At 61.4% G+C, this 23,742-nt stretch carries 17 protein-coding genes; 12 read left to right on the forward strand and 5 right to left on the reverse strand.

All coding sequences use genetic code 11. The annotated features are described in order from the left end of the window. Positions 1–303 precede the first annotated feature (303 nt). From AC13QY_RS31125 to trxA, 12 genes are all read left to right on the forward strand, one after another. A complete protein-coding gene (locus AC13QY_RS31125; protein WP_210184531.1) occupies positions 304–1,035 on the forward strand; it encodes a response regulator transcription factor in 732 nt (243 codons plus the stop codon). Between the two features lie 105 nt (positions 1,036–1,140). After that, positions 1,141–2,934, forward strand: a complete 1,794-nt coding sequence (locus AC13QY_RS31130; protein WP_488494504.1) for a stimulus-sensing domain-containing protein — start codon at positions 1,141–1,143, stop codon at positions 2,932–2,934. 8 nt (positions 2,935–2,942) lie between these two features. Further along, a complete protein-coding gene (locus AC13QY_RS31135; protein ID WP_113501797.1) occupies positions 2,943–3,407 on the forward strand; it encodes an HPr kinase/phosphorylase in 465 nt (154 codons plus the stop codon). Positions 3,408–3,547: 140 nt separating this feature from the next. Further along, on the forward strand, positions 3,548–3,949 hold the full coding sequence (locus AC13QY_RS31140) for a PTS sugar transporter subunit IIA (protein ID WP_015338202.1): 402 nt from the start codon (positions 3,548–3,550) through the stop codon (positions 3,947–3,949). Positions 3,950–3,968: 19 nt separating this feature from the next. Further along, positions 3,969–4,244: an HPr family phosphocarrier protein gene (locus AC13QY_RS31145; protein ID WP_069613940.1), complete on the forward strand. Its 276-nt coding sequence runs from the start codon at positions 3,969–3,971 to the stop codon at positions 4,242–4,244. Between the two features lie 184 nt (positions 4,245–4,428). Continuing rightward, positions 4,429–5,829 carry an adenosylhomocysteinase gene (ahcY, locus tag AC13QY_RS31150; protein WP_113501796.1) on the forward strand — a complete coding sequence of 467 codons (1,401 nt, stop codon included), beginning with the start codon at positions 4,429–4,431 and terminating at the stop codon, positions 5,827–5,829. A gap of 366 nt (positions 5,830–6,195) precedes the next feature. After that, positions 6,196–8,613 carry a PAS domain-containing sensor histidine kinase gene (locus tag AC13QY_RS31155; protein ID WP_488494500.1) on the forward strand — a complete coding sequence of 806 codons (2,418 nt, stop codon included), beginning with the start codon at positions 6,196–6,198 and terminating at the stop codon, positions 8,611–8,613. Further along, positions 8,610–10,121 carry a tRNA (adenosine(37)-N6)-threonylcarbamoyltransferase complex ATPase subunit type 1 TsaE gene (tsaE, locus tag AC13QY_RS31160; protein WP_113501794.1) on the forward strand — a complete coding sequence of 504 codons (1,512 nt, stop codon included), beginning with the start codon at positions 8,610–8,612 and terminating at the stop codon, positions 10,119–10,121. Before AC13QY_RS31155 ends, tsaE begins: the two co-directional genes overlap by 4 nt. Positions 10,122–10,194: 73 nt before the next feature. Then, on the forward strand, positions 10,195–10,926 hold the full coding sequence (locus tag AC13QY_RS31165; protein WP_113501793.1) for a nucleotidyltransferase family protein: 732 nt from the start codon (positions 10,195–10,197) through the stop codon (positions 10,924–10,926). Between the two features lie 4 nt (positions 10,927–10,930). Next, positions 10,931–14,122 (forward strand): double-strand break repair protein AddB, encoded by a 3,192-nt coding sequence (gene addB, locus AC13QY_RS31170; RefSeq protein WP_113501792.1) that lies wholly within the window; start codon positions 10,931–10,933, stop codon positions 14,120–14,122. After that, positions 14,115–17,681 carry a double-strand break repair helicase AddA gene (gene addA / locus AC13QY_RS31175; RefSeq protein WP_488494501.1) on the forward strand — a complete coding sequence of 1,189 codons (3,567 nt, stop codon included), beginning with the start codon at positions 14,115–14,117 and terminating at the stop codon, positions 17,679–17,681. Before addB ends, addA begins: the two co-directional genes overlap by 8 nt. Positions 17,682–17,756: 75 nt before the next feature. Further along, positions 17,757–18,077, forward strand: a complete 321-nt coding sequence (trxA, locus tag AC13QY_RS31180; RefSeq protein ID WP_069613933.1) for a thioredoxin — start codon at positions 17,757–17,759, stop codon at positions 18,075–18,077. A 250-nt stretch (positions 18,078–18,327) separates the two neighbouring features. Here trxA and AC13QY_RS31185 read toward each other — a convergent pair whose 3' ends face one another. From AC13QY_RS31185 to AC13QY_RS31205, 5 genes are all read right to left on the reverse strand, one after another. Next, complete coding sequence (locus AC13QY_RS31185; RefSeq protein WP_488494502.1) at positions 18,328–19,680, reverse strand: bifunctional folylpolyglutamate synthase/dihydrofolate synthase; 1,353 nt, start codon at positions 19,678–19,680, stop codon at positions 18,328–18,330. 32 nt (positions 19,681–19,712) lie between these two features. After that, complete coding sequence (accD, locus tag AC13QY_RS31190) at positions 19,713–20,624, reverse strand: acetyl-CoA carboxylase, carboxyltransferase subunit beta (RefSeq protein ID WP_069613931.1); 912 nt, start codon at positions 20,622–20,624, stop codon at positions 19,713–19,715. Positions 20,625–20,733: 109 nt separating this feature from the next. Further along, on the reverse strand, positions 20,734–21,573 hold the full coding sequence (gene trpA / locus AC13QY_RS31195) for a tryptophan synthase subunit alpha (RefSeq protein WP_113501790.1): 840 nt from the start codon (positions 21,571–21,573) through the stop codon (positions 20,734–20,736). 10 nt (positions 21,574–21,583) lie between these two features. Beyond that, positions 21,584–22,798, reverse strand: coding sequence for a tryptophan synthase subunit beta (gene trpB, locus AC13QY_RS31200; protein ID WP_113501789.1), 1,215 nt, complete (start codon positions 22,796–22,798; stop codon positions 21,584–21,586). Then, positions 22,795–23,469 (reverse strand): phosphoribosylanthranilate isomerase, encoded by a 675-nt coding sequence (locus AC13QY_RS31205; RefSeq protein WP_069613928.1) that lies wholly within the window; start codon positions 23,467–23,469, stop codon positions 22,795–22,797. Before AC13QY_RS31205 ends, trpB begins: the two co-directional genes overlap by 4 nt. Between the last annotated feature and the right edge of the window lie 273 nt (positions 23,470–23,742).

A 23,742-nucleotide genomic window follows, 5' to 3' on the forward strand; every position in this document is an offset into this window, starting at 1 on the left:
TAGAGGGCTCTTTTTAAAAGCACAAGAGCCAGAAGCGAGAAATATTTAATGATATCAGTTATTTAATCGATTTAAATAAATTTCCTCAATTTTAAATCGTTTGAATAGAGGGTGGAGGGACGTCATGTCACACAACCTCTGCGCAAGGGTTTTTCCTCACAACAATCCTCCCCTTTATCTTTGCCACAATTTGTTCCACCTTTATCCCCATAAGCGCGCCAGGTTACCGCCGACCGAGCTGGCAGACCGCCTGGGCTGGATTCCAAATCCGGGAGACGCGCACTGATGACGGAGACGAACACCATGTTGACAATCGCGCTCGTTGACGACGACCGCAATATCCTGACTTCCGTATCGATTGCCTTGGAAGCAGAGGGATATAAGGTAGAAACCTACACGGACGGAGCTTCGGCGCTGGACGGCCTGCTTGCCCGGCCGCCGCAACTGGCGATCTTCGATATCAAGATGCCCCGCATGGACGGCATGGAGCTCCTGCGCCGCCTGCGGCAGAAGTCCGATCTGCCCGTGATCTTCCTCACCTCGAAGGATGAAGAGATCGACGAGCTTTTCGGCCTGAAGATGGGCGCCGACGACTTCATCACCAAGCCGTTCTCGCAGCGCCTGCTGGTCGAACGCGTCAAGGCTGTTCTCCGCCGTGCCTCCGCCCGTGACGCCGCAAACGCTGCCGGCGGCGCAGCCGCTGCCAAGCCGGGTGCTGCGCAGCAGGCCCGTTCGCTGGAACGCGGGCAGCTTGTCATGGACCAGGAACGCCATACCTGCACCTGGAAGGGCGAGCCGGTGACGCTCACCGTCACCGAGTTCCTCATCCTGCATTCGCTTGCCCAGCGCCCCGGCGTGGTCAAGAGCCGCGACGCCCTGATGGATGCGGCCTATGACGAGCAGGTCTATGTCGACGACCGCACGATCGACAGCCACATCAAGCGGCTGCGCAAGAAATTCAAGATGGTCGACCTCGAATTTGATATGATCGAGACGCTGTATGGCGTGGGCTATCGCTTCCGCGAAGCAGCATAATAGTTAGCTAGACCATACGGATAGTTAACTGGACCATACGGCGGGCAATGGATTAAGAGCATGCGGACGGGGTCGCCGACCCCGTTCTTCGAAAGGGCCATAGGCTTGGCACAGCTGGTGCAGGACAGGGATATAGACGACTCGGAAAGCCCGAGCGGCGCTCGAATCGCGCGCCGGCGCTGGACTCATCCCTTCGTCCTGATCCGCCGCATCTTCGGCAATGCCGTCTTTTCGAGCCTGACGCGGCGCATCCTATTCTTCAATCTGGCCGCCCTCGTCGTTCTGGTCGGCGGCATTCTCTATCTCAATCAGTTCCGCGAGGGCCTGATCGATGCCCGTGTCGAAAGCCTCTTGACGCAGGGCGAGATCATCGCCGGTGCCGTCTCGGCTTCGGCATCGGTCGACACCAACTCCATCACCATCGATCCGCAAAAGCTGCTGGAGCTGCAGGCCGGCCAGAGCATCACGCCCGTTCCGAACGACGAGGATCTGGAATTCCCGATCGATCCGGAAAAGGTGGCGCCGGTGCTGACGCGGCTGATCTCGCCGACGCGCACGCGCGCACGCATCTTCGATGCCGACGCGAACCTGCTGCTCGACAGCCGCCATCTCTATTCGCGCGGCCAGGTGCTGCGCTACGACCTGCCGCCCGTCGAAGACGAGAAGCAGAGCTGGTCCGACTGGTTCAGCGGCTTGCTCAACAAGATGCTGCAGCCCGGCAACCTGCCTGTCTATAAGGAAGCGCCTGGCGGCGACGGCTCCATCTATCCCGAGGTCATGAATGCGCTGACCGGCGTGCGCGGCGCCGTGGTCCGCACCACGGAGAAGGGCGAACTGATCGTCTCGGTCGCCGTGCCGATCCAGCGCTTCCGCGCCGTTCTCGGCGTGTTGCTGCTGTCGACCCAGGCTGGTGATATCGACAAGATCGTTCATGCCGAACGTCTCGCGATCATGCGCGTCTTCGGCGTCGCGACGCTGGTCAACGTCGTGCTGTCGCTGCTTTTGTCCTCCACCATCGCCAATCCGCTGCGCCGGCTTTCGGCCGCGGCCATCCGCGTGCGCCGCGGCGGGGCGAAGGAACGCGAGGAAATCCCGGATTTCTCGGCCCGCCAGGACGAAATCGGCAATCTCTCGATTGCGCTGCGTGACATGACGTCGGCGCTCTATGACCGGATCGACGCGATCGAAAGCTTCGCGGCCGATGTCAGTCATGAACTGAAGAACCCGCTGACGTCGCTGCGCAGCGCAGTGGAAACGCTGCCGCTCGCCAAGAGCGACGATTCCAAGAAGCGGCTGATGGACGTGATCCAGCACGATGTGCGCCGCCTCGACCGCCTGATCAGCGACATCTCGGATGCATCGCGGCTCGACGCCGAACTCGCCCGTTCGGATGCCAAGTCGCTCGATCTAGAAGCATTGCTGCGCGACATGATCGATATTTCCAGACAGGTCGGGCACAGCAAGAAAGCTGTCGAGATCGACTATATTGTCGACCGCAAGCCAGGCAACAAGGCGAAATTCTCCGTCGACGGCCACGATCTGCGCATCGGCCAGATCGTCACCAACCTCATCGAAAACGCACGATCCTTCGTCCCCGCGGAAACCGGCAAGATCACCGTGCGGCTGACGCGGACGCGGACGCGCTGTGTCATCTATATCGAGGATAACGGTCCCGGCATTCAGGCCGAAAATATCGACCGCATCTTCGAACGTTTCTATACCGACCGGCCCGAATCCGAAGGTTTCGGGCAGAATTCCGGCCTCGGCCTGTCGATCAGCCGGCAGATCGCCGAAGCGCATGGCGGCTCGCTGCGCGCCGAGAATATCGTCGACAGCGACGGCTCGACGCTGCTTGGCGCCCGCTTCATCCTGTCGCTGCCGGCCCAGACGACGGCGTGAGCGGCCGCATGACGGGTGAGGCGACCAATATCCACGCAACGGCGATCGTCATCGGCAGGACGGGGCTGCTGTTCCTTGGCCCTTCGGGCAGCGGCAAATCCGCCCTCGCCTTCTCCTGCCTTGCGGCTGCCAAGCCGCTGGGATTGACGGCAAGCTTGGTCGCAGACGACCGCGTGCTGATTGCCGAACAGAACGGCTCCATCATTGCGAAATGCCCGCCCTCGATCGCAGGGCTTATGGAAATCCGCTACACCGGTATCGTTCGCATGCCTTATATTTCCGAGGCCGAAATGCATTTTGCCGTTCGCTCTGTCGACCCGGCAACGGCGGAAAGACTACCACCCGAGGATGAGCAGATCGATATTACCGCATCTGCTCGGTTGCCATTGATCCGATTGGCCGCAACCTCTGCGAATCCGCTTGCCATAATAATGGCGAAAATCGGCGCGAGTTTTGGTGAATCGGCCATTTAGGCCCGCATAGGCGCGTAAATCCTGTATTTTAAGCTTGCACTTCGTCTTTTCATCGCCAAGATGTCCCCCCACTGGTGGACGACATTGCTGCATTGCGATATGGGCCACCTGTTTGCGTATGCGATGGGAGCAGTAATATCATGATTGGACTTGTGCTTGTCACTCATGGCAAGCTGGCTGAAGAGTTTCGACATGCTGTCGAGCATGTCGTTGGTCCGCAGAAGTTCATAGAAACGGTATGCATTGGTCCCGAAGACGACATGGACAAGCGCCGGCAGGATATTCTGCAGGCCGTTGCCGGTGCCGACGACGGGCACGGCGTCATCATCCTCACCGATATGTTCGGCGGCACTCCTTCCAATCTCGCAATCTCCGTCATGAATAGCGGCCACACCGAGGTCATCGCCGGCGTCAATCTGCCGATGCTGATCAAGCTCGCGGGCGTGCGCGGCGACAACAACATGGAAAGGGCCCTGGTGGAAGCTTCAGAGGCCGGGCGCAAATATATCAACGTGGCCAGCCGTGTGCTCAGTGGCAAATAACGAGGCAAACACCGCCCCCATGACCGAGCTTTCCCGGGAACTCCTGATCATCAACAAGCGGGGTCTGCATGCCCGCGCGTCGGCTAAATTCGTGCAGACCGTCGAAGCCTACGACGCCGCCATCACCGTTTCAAAGGACGGCACCACCGTCGGCGGCACCTCGATCATGGGCCTCATGATGCTCGCCGCCAGCCCCGGCTGCAGCGTGCTTGTCACGGCAAGCGGCAATCAGGCCGCCGAAGCGCTCGAGGCGCTCGACCAGCTCGTCGCCAACAAGTTCGGCGAGGAAATCTAGGCTTTTCCGCCTCCCCCCCCTGTGGATATAAAGACATAAAGACTTCTTTATATCATCATTGATTTCCACCCTGAAGCCTGCTACACGGCATCATTCCTACACGCTATAGCGTGCAATTCTTGTTGCATTCGGCTGAGGCGTCTGCCCGCGGCGCGATTGCATCGTTCAGGCTGGAGACTCATTGATGAGCGCTGAAAAGGACTACATCGTCGCCGATATCGGCCTTGCCGACTATGGTCGCAAGGAAATCGCAATCGCCGAAACCGAGATGCCAGGCCTGATGGCTTGCCGCGCCGAATTCGGCGAAGCGCAGCCGCTGAAGGGTGCACGCATCACCGGCTCGCTGCATATGACGATTCAAACGGCCGTTCTCATCGAGACGCTGGTGGCCCTCGGCGCTCAGGTGCGCTGGGCATCGTGCAACATCTTCTCGACGCAGGACCATGCCGCCGCGGCCATCGCCGCATCCGGCGTTCCGGTCTTCGCCGTCAAGGGTGAAAGCCTTGAGGACTACTGGACCTACACGGACAAGATCTTCCAGTGGGCTGATGGCGGCCTCTCCAACATGATCCTCGACGACGGTGGCGACGCCACGATGTACATCCTGCTCGGCGCTCGCGCCGAAGCCGGCGAGGACGTGCTCTCCCATCCGCATTCGGAAGAAGAGGAAATCCTCTTCGCGCAGATCAAGAAGCGCCTGCAGGCAACGCCTGGCTGGTTCACCAAGCAGCGCGACGCCATCAAGGGCGTGACCGAGGAAACCACCACGGGCGTCAACCGCCTCTACCAGCTCAGCCAGAAGGGCCTGCTGCCCTTCCCGGCCATCAACGTCAACGACAGCGTCACCAAGTCGAAGTTCGACAACAAGTATGGCTGCAAGGAATCGCTGGTCGACGGTATCCGCCGCGCCACCGACGTCATGATGGCCGGCAAGGTCGCCGTCGTCTGCGGTTACGGCGATGTCGGCAAGGGTTCTGCCGCTTCGCTCTCCGGCGCCGGCGCCCGCGTCAAGGTCACGGAAGTCGACCCGATCTGCGCCCTGCAGGCTGCCATGGACGGCTATGAAGTCGTTCAGCTCGAGGACGTCGTTTCCTCGGCCGACATCTTCATCACCACGACGGGCAACAAGGATGTCATCCGCATCGACCATATGCGCGCGATGAAGGACATGGCGATCGTCGGCAATATCGGCCACTTCGACAACGAGATCCAGGTTGCCGCCCTGCGGAACCTGAAGTGGACGAACATCAAGCCGCAGGTCGACATGGTCGAGTTCGCCAAGGGCAACCGCATCATCCTGCTGTCGGAAGGTCGCCTCTTAAACCTCGGCAACGCCACTGGCCACCCGTCCTTCGTGATGTCGGCCTCCTTCACCAACCAGACGCTGGCGCAGATCGAGCTTTTCACCAAACCCGGCCAGTACAAGAACGAAGTCTACGTTCTGCCGAAGCACCTCGACGAGAAAGTTGCCCGTCTGCATCTTGCCAAGCTTGGCGTGAAGCTGACGGAGCTTTCCAGCGAGCAGGCTGCGTATATCGGCGTGACGCCGCAGGGTCCATTTAAGTCAGACCACTACAGATACTGATTATTAAAACAGTATCCACAACATCTTGTGGCCCTGGCATTGACAAATGCCGGGGCTTATTTTTTAGCCAGCTCCCTTCCCCCAGATTCTCCTAGGCAGTATTGTTTTTACACTTGATTCGTGACGAACCGGGCGTGCCCGGAGCCATGAAAATGGGATGTCTTGTCAGGATGCGGCACATTATAGGACGGAGACAGACCTCTTATGTTTGAAGGGGAAGACAACCTGCATCAACCAGCGCTACATCGAGTGGCGACGCGGTTGCAGCGGGGTAGTGCATATCGGCTTTCAACAAAAACGAAGCAGGGCAAAGGTCGGCTGGCGCGTCTGGCCCGCTTACTGCGGCTCAGCGTTTTCGGCGGTCTCATGACCGGCCTGGCAGGTCCCGTTCTCGCTCAGAGCAATGATGCCGCGCAGGCGAGCATGCGCCTTTTCACCTCTTCGGAAATGGCCGTCTTCTCCGTCATTATCGGCGTGATCTCCGCCGCGCTCCTCTCGACCATGTGGATGGTGCGCCAACGCGGCAACATGGAAAGCGAAAGCCGCGAGATCCGTACGGCCCTTTCGGACGCCAACCAGCGTATTTCGCAATATCAGGCGCTGATTGCCGACAAGAACCGCCGCATCGTCATCTGGGATGGCCCGAATGCGCGGCCCGAACTGCTCGGCCAGCTTCCGGTCGAGACCGGCGCGCCGCAGGACAATGAATTCCTCGCCTTCGGCCGCTGGTTGAAATCATGGTCGGCCGGCGAGCTTGACAAGGCTATCGACACGCTGCGCAGCAGCGGCCAGAGCTTCGACATGGTGGTCGAGACCAATCGCGACGAAATTCTGGAAGCGCAAGGCCGCATTTCCGGCGGGCGCGCCTTCGTCCGCTTCATCGCGCTCAACAACCTGCGCGCCGAACTCGCCGAGCTGAAGATCGAACGCGACCGGCTGATGACCTCGATCTCCACCTTCCAGAACCTGCTCGATGCCATCGACCTGCCGGTCTGGCAGCGCGATGCGGAAGGCAAGCTCACCTGGGTCAATCAGGCCTATGGCGAGGCCGTGGAAGCAGTTTCGACCGATGAGGCCGTGCGAGAGGGACGGGAATTCCTGACGACCGTGACCCGCGAGCGCATTCGTGCGGCAGCCACGCCGGAGTCGCCATTCCACGACAAGATTTCAACCGTCGTGCATGGCAACCGCATCTTCTTCGATGTCGTCGATGTGAAGGCTCCGAACGGTTCCGCCGGCATCGCCATCGACGTCTCCGAGGCGGAAGGCGTTCGGGCGGAGCTCGCACGCACGCTGAAGAGCCACGCCGAGACGCTCGATCATCTGGCAACGCCGGTTGCGATCTTCGACGGCGATCGGCGGCTGCAATTCTACAATCAGGCTTTCGTCCAGTTGTGGGAACTCGACATCGCATTCCTCGAAAAGCGCCCCGACAACAGCGAGCTTCTGGACAGGCTGCGCAGCGCCAAGAAGCTGCCCGAGCAGCTGAACTGGAAGACGTGGAAGGACGGTGTTCTTTCGGTCTATCGCGCACTCGATACACAGACCGATCTCTGGCATCTGCCGAACGGCCAGATTCTCCGGGTCTTCGCCACGGCGCATCCTCAAGGGGGTGCGACCTGGGTGTTCGAGAACCTGACTGAACAGGTCGATCTCGAAACCCGCTACAACACGCTGCTCAAGGTCCAGGGTGAAACCATCGACCATCTGTCCGAAGGCGTCGCCGTTTTCGGTCCCGATGGCCGCATCCGCCTGTCGAACCCGGCCTTCCGCATTCTCTGGAACATCACAGAGGCACAGGCGAAGCCTGGGACGCATATTCAAGCCCTGGCCGAGGCGTGCGCGCCTTCTTACGACCGGCCGGACGGGTGGAAGCGGTTTGCCGAGCAGATCACCAGTTTCGACGACGAGCGGCCCTCATCGCAGGGCACGCTGGAACTTTACTCCAATCTTGTACTCGACTACGCCGTCATTCCTCTGCCGAATGCACAGACCATGCTGACATTCGTCAACAAGACCGACAGCGTGCGCGCCGAGCGCGCCCTGACCGAGAAGAACGAAGCGCTGCTGAAGGCGGACGAGCTGAAGAACGATTTCGTCCAGCACGTCTCCTACGAGCTGCGTTCGCCGCTGACCAATATCATCGGCTTTACCGACCTCCTGAAGACGCCGGGCATCGGCTCGCTGAACGAGCGCCAGGCCGAATATATCGACCATATCTCCACCTCGTCGTCCGTGCTGCTGACGCTGGTCAACGACATTCTTGATCTTGCGACGCTCGATGCCGGCATCATGCGGCTGAACTATTCCGAAATCATGCTCAACGACCTGCTCGACGAAGTCTCGATGCAGATCGCCGACCGGCTGCAGGAAAGCGGCGTGATGCTTGAAATCACCGTGCCGGCGCATCTCGGCTCTATCGTTGCCGATCAGCAGCGGCTGAAGCAGATCCTGCTGAAACTTCTGACCAATGCCGCCAATTTCGCGCCCGAGGGATCGACGATCTCGCTGAAATGCGGACGCGAAGGCACGGATTTCGTCTTCTCTGTCTCGGATAAAGGTCCAGGCATTCCCGAGGATCTGATCAACACGGTTTTCAACCGCTTCGCCTCCGGCGGCAAGGGTGGCAAGCGCAGCGGCGCCGGCCTCGGCCTTTCCATAGTCGAAAGCTTCGTCAGCCTGCATGAAGGCGAGGTTTCGATCGAAAGCCAGCCGGGCAAGGGAACGACGGTCACCTGCCGGATTCCTTCGGCGGAACTGCCTCACTCCGTCGCAGCAGAATGACAGCCTCAGAGAGCAGCATTTCGCTTTTCCTCGCAGATGACGCCGCCACGGCTCAGCTCGGCGAAGATCTGGCGCTGGCCCTGAAGGTCGGCGACTGTCTGGCGCTATCAGGCGATCTCGGTGCGGGGAAATCCTCGCTGGCACGCGCGCTGCTGCGCGCCATGGCCGACGATGCCGAACTGGACGTGCCAAGCCCAACCTTTACGCTCGTGCAATCCTACGAGCTGCGTATCCCCGTCTCGCATTTCGATCTCTATCGCCTCGGCGATCCCAGCGAATTGACGGAACTCGGCTTCGACGAGGCCCTGCAGACCGGGATCTGCCTTGTGGAATGGCCTGAAATGGCCGAGGACGAATTGCCAAAAGAGCGCGTCGACCTCAAGCTGACGCATGAAGGCGAAGGGCGGTGCGCCGTGATTGCGGCACCGGCCAAGCAGATGGCGCGCATCGAGCGCGTATTGGCCATCCGCGCCTTTCTCGATTCGCACGGCTATCGCAGTGCCGCCAGACGTTTCCTCACGGGCGATGCCTCGCTGCGTGCCTATGAGTCCATCTATCCAAAGGATGGCGGCAGCCGCGTGATCCTGATGGATTGGCCGCGCCTCCCGGAAGGGCCGCCGGTGCTCGATGGGAAACCCTATCCGAAGGTCGCGCATCTGGCTTGGGATGCCTATCCCTTCGTGGCGATCGCCAATATCCTCCGCGAAAACGGCTTTGCCGCTCCGGAAATCTTTGCCGCCGATTACGACAAGGGTATTCTTCTGATCGAGGACCTCGGCACCGATGGCGTTCTCGATGCCGAAGGCAAGCCGATTGCCGAGCGCTATCGGGCCAGCGTTGCCTGCCTTGCGCATCTACACAGCCTTTCGATTCCCGGCGATATTCCAGTCACGCCGGATCACATCCATCACATTCCGGATTTCGACCGGACCGCCATGAAGATGGAAGCGCGGCTGCTGCTCGACTGGCATCTACCCTGGAAGCGCGGCACGCCGGCAAGCGATGAGGAACGGGCCGACTATCTCGCGATCTGGGACAAGCTGATCGATCAGCTCGAGGATGCGGAAAAGAACCTGCTGCTGCGTGACATGCATTCGCCAAACATCATCTGGCGGGCGCATGAACAGGGCATAAAGCGTATCGGCCTCATCGACTTCCAGGATGCGATGATCGGGCCGACCTCCTATGACGTCGCCTCGCTGGTGCAGGATGCGCGCGTGACGATCGAACGCGATCTGCATGACCAGCTAATGGTCGATTATCTCGCACTGCGCCATGCTCAGGGCGGCTTCGACGAAGCCAAGTTCCTGAAGAGCTGGGCGATCATGTCGGCACAGCGCAATTGCAAGCTTGCCGGCCTCTGGGTGCGGCTGCTCCAACGCGACGGCAAGCCGGGATATCTGAAGCACATGCCGCGCACACTCGCCTACCTCGCCATCGCCTTCGAGCACGAAGCGCTCGCACCTCTGCGAGAATGGTGCGAAAAGGCCGGAATCGGTCGAGCATAACAGCCAGGGACTGGCGACGGCTTTCCGGCCTTGTGCTATGGAAAGAAGATATGAATCGAAAGTTCGAGACGAAATGACCATCAAGCAAGCCATGGTATTGGCGGCGGGGCTTGGAACCCGCATGCGGCCGATCACGGACACTATCCCGAAGCCGCTGGTGAAGATCGCCGGCAAGCCGATGATCGATTATGCGCTGGATGCGTTGGTGCAGGCGGGTGTCGAGCGGGCCGTCGTCAACGTCCATCACCATGCCGACCAGATGGAGGCGCATCTCCGCAGCTATCGCGGCCTTGAAATCCTGATTTCCGACGAGCGGGACGCGCTGATGAACAATGGCGGCGGCCTCGTCAAAGGCCTGAAACTTCTGAGCCGCGATCCGGTATTCGTTATGAACGCCGATCTGTTCTGGATCGGCGAGAAGCCAGGCCATCCCACCAATCTGGAAAAGTTAGCCGGATTCTACGACGAGCAGCTCATGGACATGGCTATGCTCTGCGTCGAACTAGAACGGACCACAGGCCATAACGGCAAGAATGACTTCGCCATGGCGCAAGACGGAAGGCTCGCCCGCTACCGCGATGTCGGACGCGACGGTGTCGTCTATGCCGGCGCAATCGCGATGAGCCCCTCTTTCCTCGATGATGCGCCTGATGATGCCTTCAACGTCAATATCTACTTCGACAAGGCCATCGAGCGCGGCCGGCTCTATGGCACCATGCTCGACGGCCATTGGCTGACTGTCGGCACGCCGGAGGCTGTTGGCGAGGCGGAGGAAACGATCCGGACTTTCCGGGCGTTTGCGTGAGCCTATGGCAGGCGGACACCGGCAGCGCATTCTGACGATTCCGGCAGGCCTGCCCTTCCTGAAAACGCTGGCGACGGCGCTCTGCGACGGGCGGCTGACCGAGCATTTCCGCCATGATCCGAGCGACCCGTTGTCGCTCGCCAAGGTCAGCATCTTCCTGCCGACGCGGCGCGCGGCGCGCGTGCTGCGCTCGGAATTCGTCGATCTGCTCGGCGGCCGCTCCGCTATCCTGCCGATCATTCGCCCGCTGGGCGAAACGGACGATGACAGCGGCTATTTCGAAGAAGCCTTGCCCGAAACGGCGGATCTCGCGCAACCGCTTGCCAATACGGCGCGGCTTCTTGAGCTGGCGCGGCTGATCCTTGCGTGGCGCAACAAGCTGCCGCAGATCGTCCGCGACATTCACTCCGATTCGCCGCTGGTGGCGCCGGCCAGCCCGGCGGATGCCATATGGCTCGCACGCAATCTCGCCGAGCTCATCGATTCGCTGGAGACCGAGGATCGCGAATGGAGCGAGCTTGCCAGCCTCAGCGCGGAGGATCATGCGCTCTGGTGGCAGCTGACGGCCGAATTCCTGGCGATCGCCAGCGCCTTCTGGCCGGCGCGCCTCGAAGAACTCGGCAAATCATCGCCCGCCCGCAACCGCAACGCCATTCTGCGTGCCGAAGCGCAGCGTATGTCCACCATGCGGCACCCTGGCCCAGTCATCATTGCCGGCTCGACGGGCTCGGTGCCGGCCACTGCGGAACTGATCGCAGCCGTCGCCGCCCTGCCGCAGGGCGTGATCGTCCTGCCTGGCCTCGATCTTGCGATGCCGGAGGAAGATTGGCAGCTGGTGGCGCCGGAGACATCGATTGGCGAGAGAGCCGATCCAACCACCCGCAGCCATCCGCAATATGGTCTTTCGCTGCTGCTGAAACGATTGCACGTCACCCGGCGCGATGTCGAACCTGTCGCGGATGCGTCTGATACCATGCAGATGCGGGCGCAGATTCTGTCGCGAGCGCTGGCGCCGGCCAAGGCGACGAGCGGCTGGGGAAGCTGGCGCAAGACGCTCGCTCCCGATGCCATCTCGAATGCGTTCGCCGACGTGGCGCTGATCGAGGCGGCCAATGAGCGCGAGGAGGCGACCGCTATCGCCATCGCCTTGCGGCTCGCTTTGGACAAGCCGGGGCGCAACGGCGGTGAAAGCCAGGCAGCCCTGATCACGCCCGACCGCAATCTCGCGCGGCGCGTAACGGCCGAGCTTGCCCGTTTCGGCATCACCGCCGACGATTCGGCCGGAACGCCGCTGAATGCCACGCCACAGGGTACGTTGCTGCAATTGCTGCTGGAGGCATCCCTTCGCCCTGCCGATCCCGTTGCGGTCGTCTCACTGCTCAAGCATCCCCTCGCCTTGTTCGGCCTGCCGGCAGAGATACACCAGCCAGGCGTCGATGCGCTGGAGATCCTGGCGCTCAGGGGCGGTGTCGACAACATCGATATCGGCAGGCTGGAAGCCCTGCTCGACGACCGCGTGGCGGAGCAGGCCCATGACCGCCACGCGCCGCAATGGCGCAAAGCGCTGCCGCCTGAGGCCATCGAGCATGCGCGGGCGCTCGCCCAGCGAGTGACCGCGGCATGCGAACCGCTGATATCGGCGCTTTCCCTGCCCGCGTCAGAGGGTCTCCTCACACTTTCGAATTGGGCCGAACGCACAGGCCGTGCCCTGGAAGCCACAGCCGTCGATGAACGTGGCAGCCTGGCGGGCCTTTGGGCGGGCGAAGCCGGGGACACGCTTGCCAGCCTGCTTCGGGACGTCATCGAGACCGATGGCCAGCTCGAAGCCGACGGTGTGCAGTGGATCGATATCATGGCAGCGCTCTGCGTGGGTCAGGCGGTGAAACCCCGCGCGCTCAGCCATCCTCGCCTCTTCATCTTCGGTACGCTGGAAGCACGCCTACAGAGCGTCGACACGCTGATCCTCGGCGGGTTGAACGAAGGATCTTGGCCGGGGCAGACGGCAAACAATCCCTTCATTTCGCGCGGCATGAAGACAGAGATCGGCCTGGAGCCGCCGGAGCGCCGCATCGGCCAGCTCGCGCACGATTTCGAAATGGCGAACGGCACGCGCGATCTGATCTATTCCCGCGCGCTGCGTCAGGGCTCGACACCGACAGTCGCGTCGCGCTGGCTGCAGCGGCTGATAGCGCTTGGCGGCAAAGAATTAGAGGACGCAATGAAGGCGCGCGGCGACCAGTATCGCCAGTGGGCAGGGATGATCGACGAGGGAGAAAACCAGGCGCCGGCGCTGCGGCCGGCACCGAAGCCCCCTGCAGAGCTGCAGCCGAAAAGCTATTCCTTCAGCGAAGTGGGGCGACTCCGGCGCGATCCCTATGCGATCTACGCCCGGCGCGTGCTGCGGCTCGATCCTGTGGAGCCGTTCAATCGCGATCCCGGCCCAGCCGAACGTGGTACGCTCTATCACAAGATCATCGATCGTTTCGTCCGCGAAGGGCATGTGGCCGGCACGCCGGATGCGGCGCTGGCCATGGATCGGATCATCGCCGAGCTCTTCGATGCCGAGCGGCTGCCCGTTCATATCGACAGCGTCTGGCGACCGCGTTTCCGCGAAGTGGCGCGCGCCTTCCTTGACTGGGAAGCGGAACGGCGGCCGGCGGTTCGCAAAACGGCGACGGAGGTGCCGGCCGGCGTCGAGATCGAGCCGATCGGCATTCGGTTGACCGGCGTTGCCGACCGTATCGACATCAAAAGCGACGAGGGTGCCGATCTCATCGACTACAAGACCGGCTACAATCCCTCTCCGCCACAGGCGCGTGCGCTGCTCGATCCACAGCTGGCACTGGAAGCCTATGCGCTGAAGGCCGGTGCCTTCCGCAATATCGGCGCACTCATACCCGAAAACCTGCTCTATGTCCGCTTGCGGCCCGGCGATCGCTTCAAGGTCGACCAGGTCAACAATGAGCATTCCAGCCGCGGCGGCAAGACGGAAACCAAGTCGGCTATGGATCTCGCGCAGGAATCGATGGACCAGCTGGTGAAATTCGTCTCGCTGCTGCAATCGGGCGAGAAGGGGTTTTCCTCGCGGCTGATCCCGGCCCAGCAGTTCGAATATGGCGGTGACTACGATCACCTCGCCCGCGTTTCGGAATGGTCGACGGCCGAGACCGAGCAGGAAGGCGGCGGCGATGAGTGATTTTCCCGCCGATGATATCGCCATCCTGCCCGAAAGCGACGATCCCGGCGTCTGGATCAGCTGGACGACGATCCAGCAATCGATCGCCTCCGATCCCGAACGCTCGGCCTGGGTTTCGGCCAATGCCGGTTCCGGCAAGACACATGTGCTCACGCAACGCGTCATCCGCCTGCTTCTTTCCGGCGCGCGGCCCTCGGCGATCCTCTGCCTGACCTATACCAAGGCCGCCGCTTCCGAAATGTCGAACCGCGTCTTCGATCGGCTCGCGGCCTGGGCAACCATGCCGGATGAGGAGCTGAAGACGCGCATTGCCGATATCGAGGGCAAGGAGCCTGATCTCTTCAAGCTCGCCGAGGCGCGCCGGCTGTTTGCCAAGGCGCTGGAAACGCCGGGTGGGCTGAAGATCCAGACCATCCATGCCTTTTGCGAGGCCTTGCTGCACCAGTTCCCGCTCGAAGCAAACGTCGCCGGACATTTCTCCGTTCTCGACGATCGCGCCGCTGAAGTGCTGCTCGACGATGCCCGCCGCGCGTTGCTGACGGCAACGACGCCGAACGGCGACGCCGAACTGGCGCGTGCTTTCGACTATGTGCTCGATCTCGGTGATGAATCCGGCCTTGAGACGCTGCTTGGCGATATCATTGCCAATCGCAATGCGATCCGCCGCTTTACCGAGACGGCCGAACGCAACGGGGGCGTCGAAACTGCGTTGCTTGCTCGACTTGGCCTTTCGCCCGGTGAGACGGAAACGAGCATTGCTGAGCAATATTGGCCGTTGCCCGGTCTGTCTGGTGCAACGCTGGAGCTTTACCTAACGCTTGCCGACGACAAGGGGGGCGCCAAGGCGCAGGAAGTGGCTTATGCGCTGCGCCTTGCCAAGCGCGAGGCAGATCCGCTCGCCCGCGCCGAGATCCTCGAAAAGGCCATGCTGACCGCCAAGGGCGAGCCGAAATCGGACAGCCAGTTCTTCGTCAAGGCAATGCTCGCCGATGCGCCTGCCCTCGCCGATGCCGTGGCTGCGGCGCGAGCCCATGTCGTTGCCAGCCGCGACCGGCTGAAGCTGATGCGGATGTATCGGGCCACCCATGCCGCGCTTATTCTCGCCGATCGTCTGAACCGCGACTATGAGGAACTGAAGAAGCGGCGCAGCCAGCTCGATTTCGAAGATCTCATCACCCGCACGGCCGATCTTCTGACCAAGAAGGATGTCGGGCCGTGGATCCATTACAAGCTGGATCAGGGCATCGATCACATTCTCGTCGACGAGGCGCAGGATACGAGTCCGATCCAGTGGAGCGTCATCCAGTCGTTGGCAGAGGATTTCTTCTCCGGTGACAGCGCCCGGCCGACGCTGCGCACGATCTTTGCCGTGGGTGACGAGAAGCAATCGATCTATTCGTTCCAGGGCGCCCGTCCCGAACGATTCTCCGAGGAGAGCGACCGCACAAGACGGCGCGTGGCAGCGAGCGGTCAGCAATTCTCATCGATCCGCCTGCCGCTGTCCTTCCGCTCGACGGCCGATGTGCTCGGCGCCGTCGATCATGTCTTCACCAGTCCGGAGAATGCCCGGGGGCTTAGCGCCGTTAACGAGCCTGTCGTGCATCGTTCCAGCCGCATCGGCCATCCCGGCGCCGTCGACCTCTGGGAAATGATTGCGCCGGAGCCGGCCGCCAAGGAAGAGGACTGGACGGCACCGTTCGATTCGACCCCGGAGAGCGCACCTGCTGCCATCCTGGCGCGGCGGATGGCGCATACGATCGGCAATCTCATCGGCCGGGAAACGATCATCGAGAAGGGTAAAGCCCGCTTCATCGAAGCCGGCGACATTCTCGTGCTGGTGCGCAAGCGCGACAGCTTCGTCAACGCGCTGACCCGCGCCCTGAAGCGGCGCGGCAACATTCCGGTCGCCGGCGCCGATCGTCTGGTGCTGACCAGCCATATCGCCATTCAGGACCTTCTGGCGCTCGGCCGTTTCCTGTTGCTGCCGGAGGACGATCTCTCGCTCTGTGCGCTGCTGAAGAGCCCCTTGTTCGACCTCAGCGAAGAGGATGTCTTTGCGGTCGCCGCCTATCGCGATGACGAGGAAGGCGTCTGGAGCCACCTGCAGAGATTTGCCGCAGACGGACATGACCGCTTCGGGCAGGTGGTCGAACGGCTGAGAACCTTTCTTGCTCTGTCCAAGAGCCTGCCCGTACACGATTTCTATGCGCGCGTGCTTGGCAGCTTCGGCGGCAGGCGGAAATTTCTGGCGCGGCTCGGCACCGAAGTCAGCGATATCCTTGACGAATTCCTGACCTTCACACTCGATCACGAGACGAGCGGCCTGCCCGGCCTGCAATCCTTCATCTCGACGCTGGAGCTGGAAGCGCCAACGGTCAAGCGTGAGCAGGACAAGGACCGCAACGAGGTGCGGATCATGACCGTGCATGCCTCGAAAGGGCTGGAGGCACCGATCGTCTTCCTCGTCGATGGTGGCGGCAAGGCCTTTACCCATACCCATCTGCCAAAGATGCGGCTGATCGAAACCGGTAAGGACGAAATCCCGCTGCCGGTCTGGGTTCCGGTCTCGGCGCTCGCCAATTCGCTGACACAGGCCGATACGGCGCGGCTGCAGGCATTGGCGGAGGAGGAATATCGCCGCCTGCTCTATGTCGGCATGACACGCGCCGCCGACCGCCTGATCATTTGCGGCTACCGCGGCATCCGCGAGAATGCCGATACCTGGCATGCGATGATTTCCGCAGCGCTGCGCGGGCATGAACTGAACTGCACGCAGAAGACCTTCACCGGCCCGGATGGCGACTGGCAGGGCTTGAGCTGGCGGGTTGCCCAGGTCCAGCTCGAATTCGAGACCGAAAAAGGGCATGAGAAGCGTTCGGAGCGCGTCGGCCTGCCTGATGGTCTCAATCGGCCACTGCCGCCGCAAAGAAGCCTACCACGGCCGCTAAGCCCCTCCGGCGTCGGCACGGTCATCGATGAGGAAGCCGACGATCTGCTTGTCACGTCAGCGCTCTTCGGCGAGAAGGCGAAATCCGACCGCGCCCTGCAGAAGGGTCGTTTCATTCACCGTATGCTGCAGACCTTGCCTGAAATCGCGCCCGAGGAACGCGCCGATGCCGCCCGACGCTACGCTGAACGGGCGGCGCGTTTCTGGCCGCAGGCCGAGCGGGATGCGCTGGTCGGTTCGGTCCTGGCGCTGTTGGTGCACCCAGATCTGCAAGGCACGTTCAGCACTCATGCGCAGGCCGAAGTCTCGATCATGGGCACGCTGAAGCTCGGCAGCCAGTCCTATGCCGTTTCAGGCCGCATCGACCGCCTCGCGGACCTGGATGATCGCGTCATCATTCTCGACTACAAGACGAATCGCGTGCCGCCTGCTGAGGAAAGCGCTATTCCCTTTGCCCACCGGGCGCAGCTTGCCATCTACCGCGAGATTCTTGCGCCGCTCTATCCAGGAAAACGCATCGACTGCATGCTGGTCTACACCGAAAATGCCTCGATCCATACGCTGTCCGACAGGGCGCTTACATTGGCGCTTGCGGAGCTCGAGACAAAGTGAAATACCAAATATTGACATCTGGGCACCGCACCATCACATATCTAGCAACCCGCAAATCCTGGTAAGGAGCAGCCTATGGCTACCGTTAAAGTCGATACCTCCAACTTCGCCACCGAAGTGCTGCAGTCTGCAGAGCCTGTCGTCGTTGATTTCTGGGCCGAATGGTGTGGTCCGTGCAAGATGATCGCCCCGGCTCTGGAAGAACTCGCCGTGCAGTTCGAAGGCAAGGTCAAGGTTGCCAAGCTCAACATCGACGAAAACCCGGAACTGGCCGCCCAGTTCGGCGTTCGCTCGATCCCGACGCTCGCCATGTTCAAGGCCGGCGAAGTTGCCGACATCAAGGTCGGCGCCGCTCCCAAGACGGCCCTGCAGAGCTGGATTTCCAGCGCAGCCTGATCGGTATCGATCGTATGGAACAAGAGCCCCGCTTCGGCGGGGTTTTTTGTTGGTCGGAGAGCACGGGCCATCCTCGCCCTTCGAGGCTTCGCGCCTCAGGGGGAGGATGGAGCAGGCTCGTCGCCATGGCAACGCAGAGGCAACGACGAAATGAGCCCGGAGCGGCTGGGCGCAAAGGTCAGCCCTCATGCTGAGGAGGCCCCAGGCCATCTCGAAGCACGAGGGCGGGTGGCTGACCACCCGACCAAAATCACCGCGGCGGTGTGCCGTTGTCGGCAAGGACATCGCCGACCAGATAGAGGGAACCGCCGATCAGGATGCGCGGTGCCGGCGAATTTGGCACAGCCAGAGCCTTGATGGCATCCAGCGCCTCGACGACGCTGGACATGGGCTCGGCTATGAGGCCGGCATCATAGGCGGCATTGGCCAGGATGACCGGATCGACCATGGCTTCGCTGCCTCGGATCGGCACGCAATAGACTTTCTCGGCCAAGCCGGCAAAGGCCTTGAAATAGCCGATCGGGTCCTTGGTGTTGATCATGCCTGTGATCAGGAACAAGGCCCGTGGCCGGCGTTCCTCGAAATTGGCCATGGCTTCGGCGATAACTTCGCCGGCGCCGGGATTGTGGCCGCCATCGACCCAGATCTCGGCGCGTTCCGGCGCATGCGCAACCAGTTCGCCTTCGGTCAGCCGCTGCAGGCGGCCCGGCCATTCGACCGATGTCATCGCCTTTTCCATCATCGCCTCGGTGACGACGAAACCGGCGGCCTTGACGGCGCGTATGGCGGCAGCGGCATTGCTATATTGGTGACGGCCCGGCAGGCGTGGTAGCGGCAGATCGGCCAAGCCGAACTCGTCCTGATAGACCAGCTTGCCATATTCCTCATGGGCGGAAAAATCCTGGCCGAAGACGGCGGTCGGGCAACGAAGCCGCTCGGCCGTCGAGATCAGCACGTCGAGCGCGGCATCATAGTCCTGATGGCCGATGACGACGGGATGGCCCGGCTTCATGATGCCTGCCTTTTCCGCTGCGATCAGTTCGACGCGGTCGCCGAGATAGGGCTGGTGATCGAGCGAGATCGGCATAATGACTGAAGCGGCCGGATCGGAAAGGACATTGGTGGCATCGAAACGGCCACCAAGTCCGACCTCGATGATCGCGACATCGGCCGGATGCTCGGCAAAGAGAAGAAAGGTCGCGGCCGTCAGGATTTCGAAAACGGTGATCTTCTGTCCGTCATTTGCCTTGGCGATGCGCTTGAGTACATCGGCGAACACGGTGTCGTTGACGAGCTTGCCGCGGCCGCCCTTGACGCCGATGCGGTAGCGCTCGTGCCAGTTGACGAGATGCGGCGAGGTATGGACATGCACGCTATAGCCGCCCGCTTCGAGCAGCGCGCGGCAAAAGGCCGTCACCGAGCCCTTGCCATTGGTGCCGGCGACATGGATCACCGGCGGCAATTTTTTATGAGGGTTGCCGAGGACGTCGAGCAGGCGGGTTATTCGTTCCAGAGAAAGATCGAAGCCCTTGGGGTGCAACCCCATGAGCTTCTCGATCTCGCGTGCTGCCTCGCTCATTGCGGACTGATCCATAGACGTCATCCCGCACCTCCGCCCGTCGGCAATCGATGATGTCAGGCGCTCGCTGCTATCGCCAGTGCCGCGCCATTCTTGTTCTTGACCGATACGTCGTTTGCCGGCGCCTTGGTCAGGATCTTCAGAAGCGTCGCCAAAGTGTCCGGAATGTCATGACGCTTGACGACCATGTCTACCATGCCGTGCTCCAGCAGATACTCCGAAGTCTGGAAACCTTCGGGAAGCTTTTCGCGCAGCGTCTGCTCGATCACGCGCTTGCCGGCAAAGCCGATTTCGGCGCCGGGTTCGGCAAGGTGAATGTCACCCAGCATTGCGTAGGAGGCCGTGACGCCGCCGGTCGTCGGGTTGGTCAGAACCACGACGTAGGGTTGGCCAGCTTCCTTCAGCATGTCGACGGCGACCGTTGTGCGCGGCAGCTGCATCAGCGACAGGATGCCTTCCTGCATGCGGGCGCCGCCCGAAGCCGGGAACATGACCAGCGGACATTTTTCGGCGATAGCGCGCTCGAAAGCCTTCACGATGGCTTCGCCAGCGGCCATGCCGAGCGAACCGCCGATAAAGTTGAATTCATGCACGACCGCCACGAGCTTCAGGCCGCGAACCTTGCCGAGGCCGGCAAGGATCGTATCCTCCTGCTCGGTCTTCAAACGGCTGTCCTTCAGGCGGTCGGTATATTTCTTCGAATCGCGGAACTTCAACGGGTCCTGCGCGACCTTCGGCTGCGGCAGGGCTTCGTATTCACCGTTGTCGAAGAGATCGGCAAGACGGGCCTTGGCCGGCATCTTCATGTGGAAGCCGGATGCGGGGATGACCCACTTGTTCTCTTCCAGATCCTTGTGGAAGACCATTTCGCCCGTTTCCGGGCACTTGATCCAGAGATTCTCCGGAACCTCGCGACGGCCCAGCATGGAATTGATCCGCGGGCGGACGTAGTTCGTGATCCAGTTCAATTCGAAACTCCTAATCGACCGAATTAATCGATATCCTAGTCGTCACCAAATGCCCATAGGCTTTTCCCCTCAATCCGCAGGGGATTGATGAGAGGCCTATATGGGAAAGCTATTCGGCGGCAACAAGGCGGGCGGAACGCGTTCCCGTCGACAGGCCGCGCACCAGGGTGGCGACAGCCTGGATGGTGTCTGCTGTTGCCTTGCCATCCTTCGTGAGGCTGGTGGCAATCTGATTGACGATCGCGGTACCGACGACGACGCCATCGGCGGCAGCGCCGATCAGCTTGGCGTGCTCGGCGGTCTTGACGCCGAAGCCGACGCAGACCGGCAACTCGGTGTGCTGCTTGATGCGCTTGACGGCGCCCGACACCAGCGACGGATCGGGCAGCGCCGAACCGGTGATGCCGTTCATAGAGACGTAATAGACGAAGCCGGTCGTGTTCTTCAGAACCGTCGGCAGGCGCTTGTCGTCGGTGGTCGGCGTTGCCAGGCGGATGAAGTTGATGCCCTTGCGGATCGCCGGAATGCAAAGCTCGTCATCCATTTCCGGCGGCAGGTCGACGACGATCAGGCCGTCGATGCCGGCAGCCAGCGCATCATCGAGGAATTTTTCGACACCGTAGATGTAGATCGGATTGTAATAGCCCATCATCACGATCGGCGTATCGGCATCGACTTTCCGGAAATCGGTAGCGAGCTGCAGCGTCTTCTTCAGCGTCTGGCCGGCCTTCAAGGCGCGCTGGCCGGCAAGCTGGATCGCCGGGCCGTCGGCCATCGGATCGGAAAAGGGCATGCCCAGTTCGATGACGTCGGCGCCGGCTTCGGGCAGCGCCTTCATGATGCCGAGGGAGGTCTCGTAGTCGGGATCGCCGCCCATGAAATAGGTGACGAGTGCCGGGCGGCCTTCAGCCTTCAAAGCGGCGAAGCGTTTGTCCATACGTGCGGTCATGGCGTCTAACTCACATTCCCAGAATCTTGCCGACGGTGAAGATGTCCTTGTCACCACGGCCGGAGAGGTTCATCAGGATGATCTGGTCCTTGCCCATCTTGGGGGCGCGCTTGATCACTTCGGCGAGCGCGTGGCTCGGCTCGAGCGCCGGAATGATGCCTTCAAGGCGCGTCAGCGTCTGGAAGGCTTCGAGCGCCTCATGGTCCATAATCGGCACATATTCGGCGCGGCCGATATCATTCAGCCAGGAATGTTCCGGGCCGATGCCGGGATAATCGAGGCCGGCCGAAATCGAATGACCTTCCTTGATCTGGCCGTCGCCATCCTGCAGCAGGTAGGTGCGGTTGCCATGCAGCACGCCGGGCGAACCGGCGGTGATGGAGGCGCAATGCTCATCACCCTGCAGACCCTTGCCGCCGGCTTCGACGCCGACGATCTTGACGCCCTCGTCATCCAGGAACGGATGGAAGATGCCGATGGCATTCGAGCCGCCGCCGACAGCCGCGATGACGAGATCCGGCAAGCGGCCTTCGGCCTCCAGGATCTGCGCGCGGGCTTCGGTGCCGATCACGGCCTGGAAATCGCGAACCATTTCCGGATAGGGATGCGGGCCGGCGGCCGTACCGATCAGATAATAGGTGTCATCGACATTGGTGACCCAGTCGCGAAGGGCTTCGTTCATGGCGTCCTTCAGCGTGCCGCTGCCGGCCGTTACCGGAACAACCTCGGCGCCCAAGAGCTTCATGCGGAAGACGTTCGGCGCCTGGCGCTCGACATCGGTCGCGCCCATGTAGACGACGCAGGGTAGGCCGAAGCGGGCGGCAACCGTCGCCGAGGCCACGCCATGCTGACCGGCGCCGGTTTCAGCGATGATGCGGGTCTTGCCCATGCGCTTGGCGAGCAGGATCTGGCCGATGCAGTTGTTGATCTTGTGCGAGCCGGTGTGGTTCAGCTCTTCACGCTTGAAGTAGATCTTGGCGCCACCAAGCTCGGCCGTCAGGCGCTCAGCGAAATAAAGCGGGCTCGGGCGACCGATATAATGGGTGCCGAGAGCCTTCAGCTCCGCCTGGAACGCGGGATCGTCCTTCGCCTTCGCCCATTCCTCCTGCAGATCCAGGATCAGCGGCATGAGCGTTTCGGCTACGAAACGTCCGCCGTAAATGCCGAAACGGCCATCCTCGTCGGGGCCGGAGCGGAAGGAATTGGGTTTAGGCGTCTGGTTCACTTTCTACTCCCTGCTGCCGGTTCCGGCAGACATGCTTCTGCAAAAGCGTCGAAAAACTGGTCGATCTTGCCGAGATCCTTCACACCAGGCGCACTTTCCAGCGCCGAGGAAAGATCGATGCCGCTGGCCTTGGTGGAGGCCAATGCTTCGGCGACATTGTCCTTGTTGACACCGCCGGACAGCATATAGTCCACTCGATCGTCGACCCAACTCATTAGGCTCCAATCGAAGGATACGCCATTTCCGCCCGGCAGCTCCGAACCAACAGGCGGCTTGGCGTCGAACAGGAAGCGGTCGGCAATGCCGATATAGGATTCCACCCGCTTCAGATCGTCGGCGTCTCGCACCGACATGGCCTTCATGACGGGGACATTATAGACCGCTTTGATGGTCAAGACACGCTCGGGGCTCTCATTGCCGTGGAGCTGCAGCATATCCGGCTTCACCAGCGACATGATCTCATCGAGATCGTCATTGGTCGGGTTGACCGTGACGGCGACAACCTTCGCCTTGCCGCGCGCGCGCTCGGCAAGCTCGCCGGCGAGATCCGGCTCGATATAGCGCGGGCTTTTTTCAAAGAAGATAAAGCCGATATGGGTGGCGCCGCGCTCGAGAGCACGATCCACCGCTTCCGGCGTCTTCAGACCGCAAATTTTGATATCGGGGTTCATGGCAGCGGAGTGACATGAAATTTCGAAAGAGTCGAGCCTAAAGGCGACGTTGGCGGGATTTTTGCGCTCCTCCCATAACGCGGTTGCCACCTATCCCGGGCCATCCTCGTCCTTCGAGGCTTCGCCCTCCGGGCTCGCGCCTCAGGATGAGGATGGAATAAGCAACGTCGCATTAAACCAATTCCGGCTGCATGAAACCCATTTCCGGTGAAAGTGCCATATTGCGCGGAAGATTAGCCCTCATGGTGAGGTGCGCAGGGCCGTAGGTCCGTA

Source organism: Martinezella sp. CNPSo 3795, assembly GCF_057784475.1.

Bases quoted from the DNA above. Each gene is read 5' to 3' on its own strand.
- trxA (WP_069613933.1), top strand. From the start codon at position 17,757: ATGGCTACCGTTAAAGTCGATACCTCCAACTTCGCCACCGAAGTGCTG.
- addA (WP_488494501.1), top strand. From the start codon at position 14,115: ATGAGTGATTTTCCCGCCGATGATATCGCCATCCTGCCCGAAAGCGAC.
- ahcY (WP_113501796.1), top strand. From the start codon at position 4,429: ATGAGCGCTGAAAAGGACTACATCGTCGCCGATATCGGCCTTGCCGAC.
- tsaE (WP_113501794.1), top strand. From the start codon at position 8,610: ATGACAGCCTCAGAGAGCAGCATTTCGCTTTTCCTCGCAGATGACGCC.
- AC13QY_RS31145 (WP_069613940.1), top strand. From the start codon at position 3,969: ATGACCGAGCTTTCCCGGGAACTCCTGATCATCAACAAGCGGGGTCTG.
- addB (WP_113501792.1), top strand. From the start codon at position 10,931: ATGGCAGGCGGACACCGGCAGCGCATTCTGACGATTCCGGCAGGCCTG.
- trpA (WP_113501790.1), bottom strand. From the start codon at position 21,573: ATGACCGCACGTATGGACAAACGCTTCGCCGCTTTGAAGGCTGAAGGC.
- AC13QY_RS31140 (WP_015338202.1), top strand. From the start codon at position 3,548: ATGATTGGACTTGTGCTTGTCACTCATGGCAAGCTGGCTGAAGAGTTT.
- AC13QY_RS31185 (WP_488494502.1), bottom strand. From the start codon at position 19,680: ATGACGTCTATGGATCAGTCCGCAATGAGCGAGGCAGCACGCGAGATC.
- AC13QY_RS31135 (WP_113501797.1), top strand. From the start codon at position 2,943: ATGACGGGTGAGGCGACCAATATCCACGCAACGGCGATCGTCATCGGC.
- AC13QY_RS31125 (WP_210184531.1), top strand. From the start codon at position 304: ATGTTGACAATCGCGCTCGTTGACGACGACCGCAATATCCTGACTTCC.
- AC13QY_RS31155 (WP_488494500.1), top strand. From the start codon at position 6,196: ATGACCGGCCTGGCAGGTCCCGTTCTCGCTCAGAGCAATGATGCCGCG.
- AC13QY_RS31165 (WP_113501793.1), top strand. From the start codon at position 10,195: ATGACCATCAAGCAAGCCATGGTATTGGCGGCGGGGCTTGGAACCCGC.
- AC13QY_RS31205 (WP_069613928.1), bottom strand. From the start codon at position 23,469: ATGAACCCCGATATCAAAATTTGCGGTCTGAAGACGCCGGAAGCGGTG.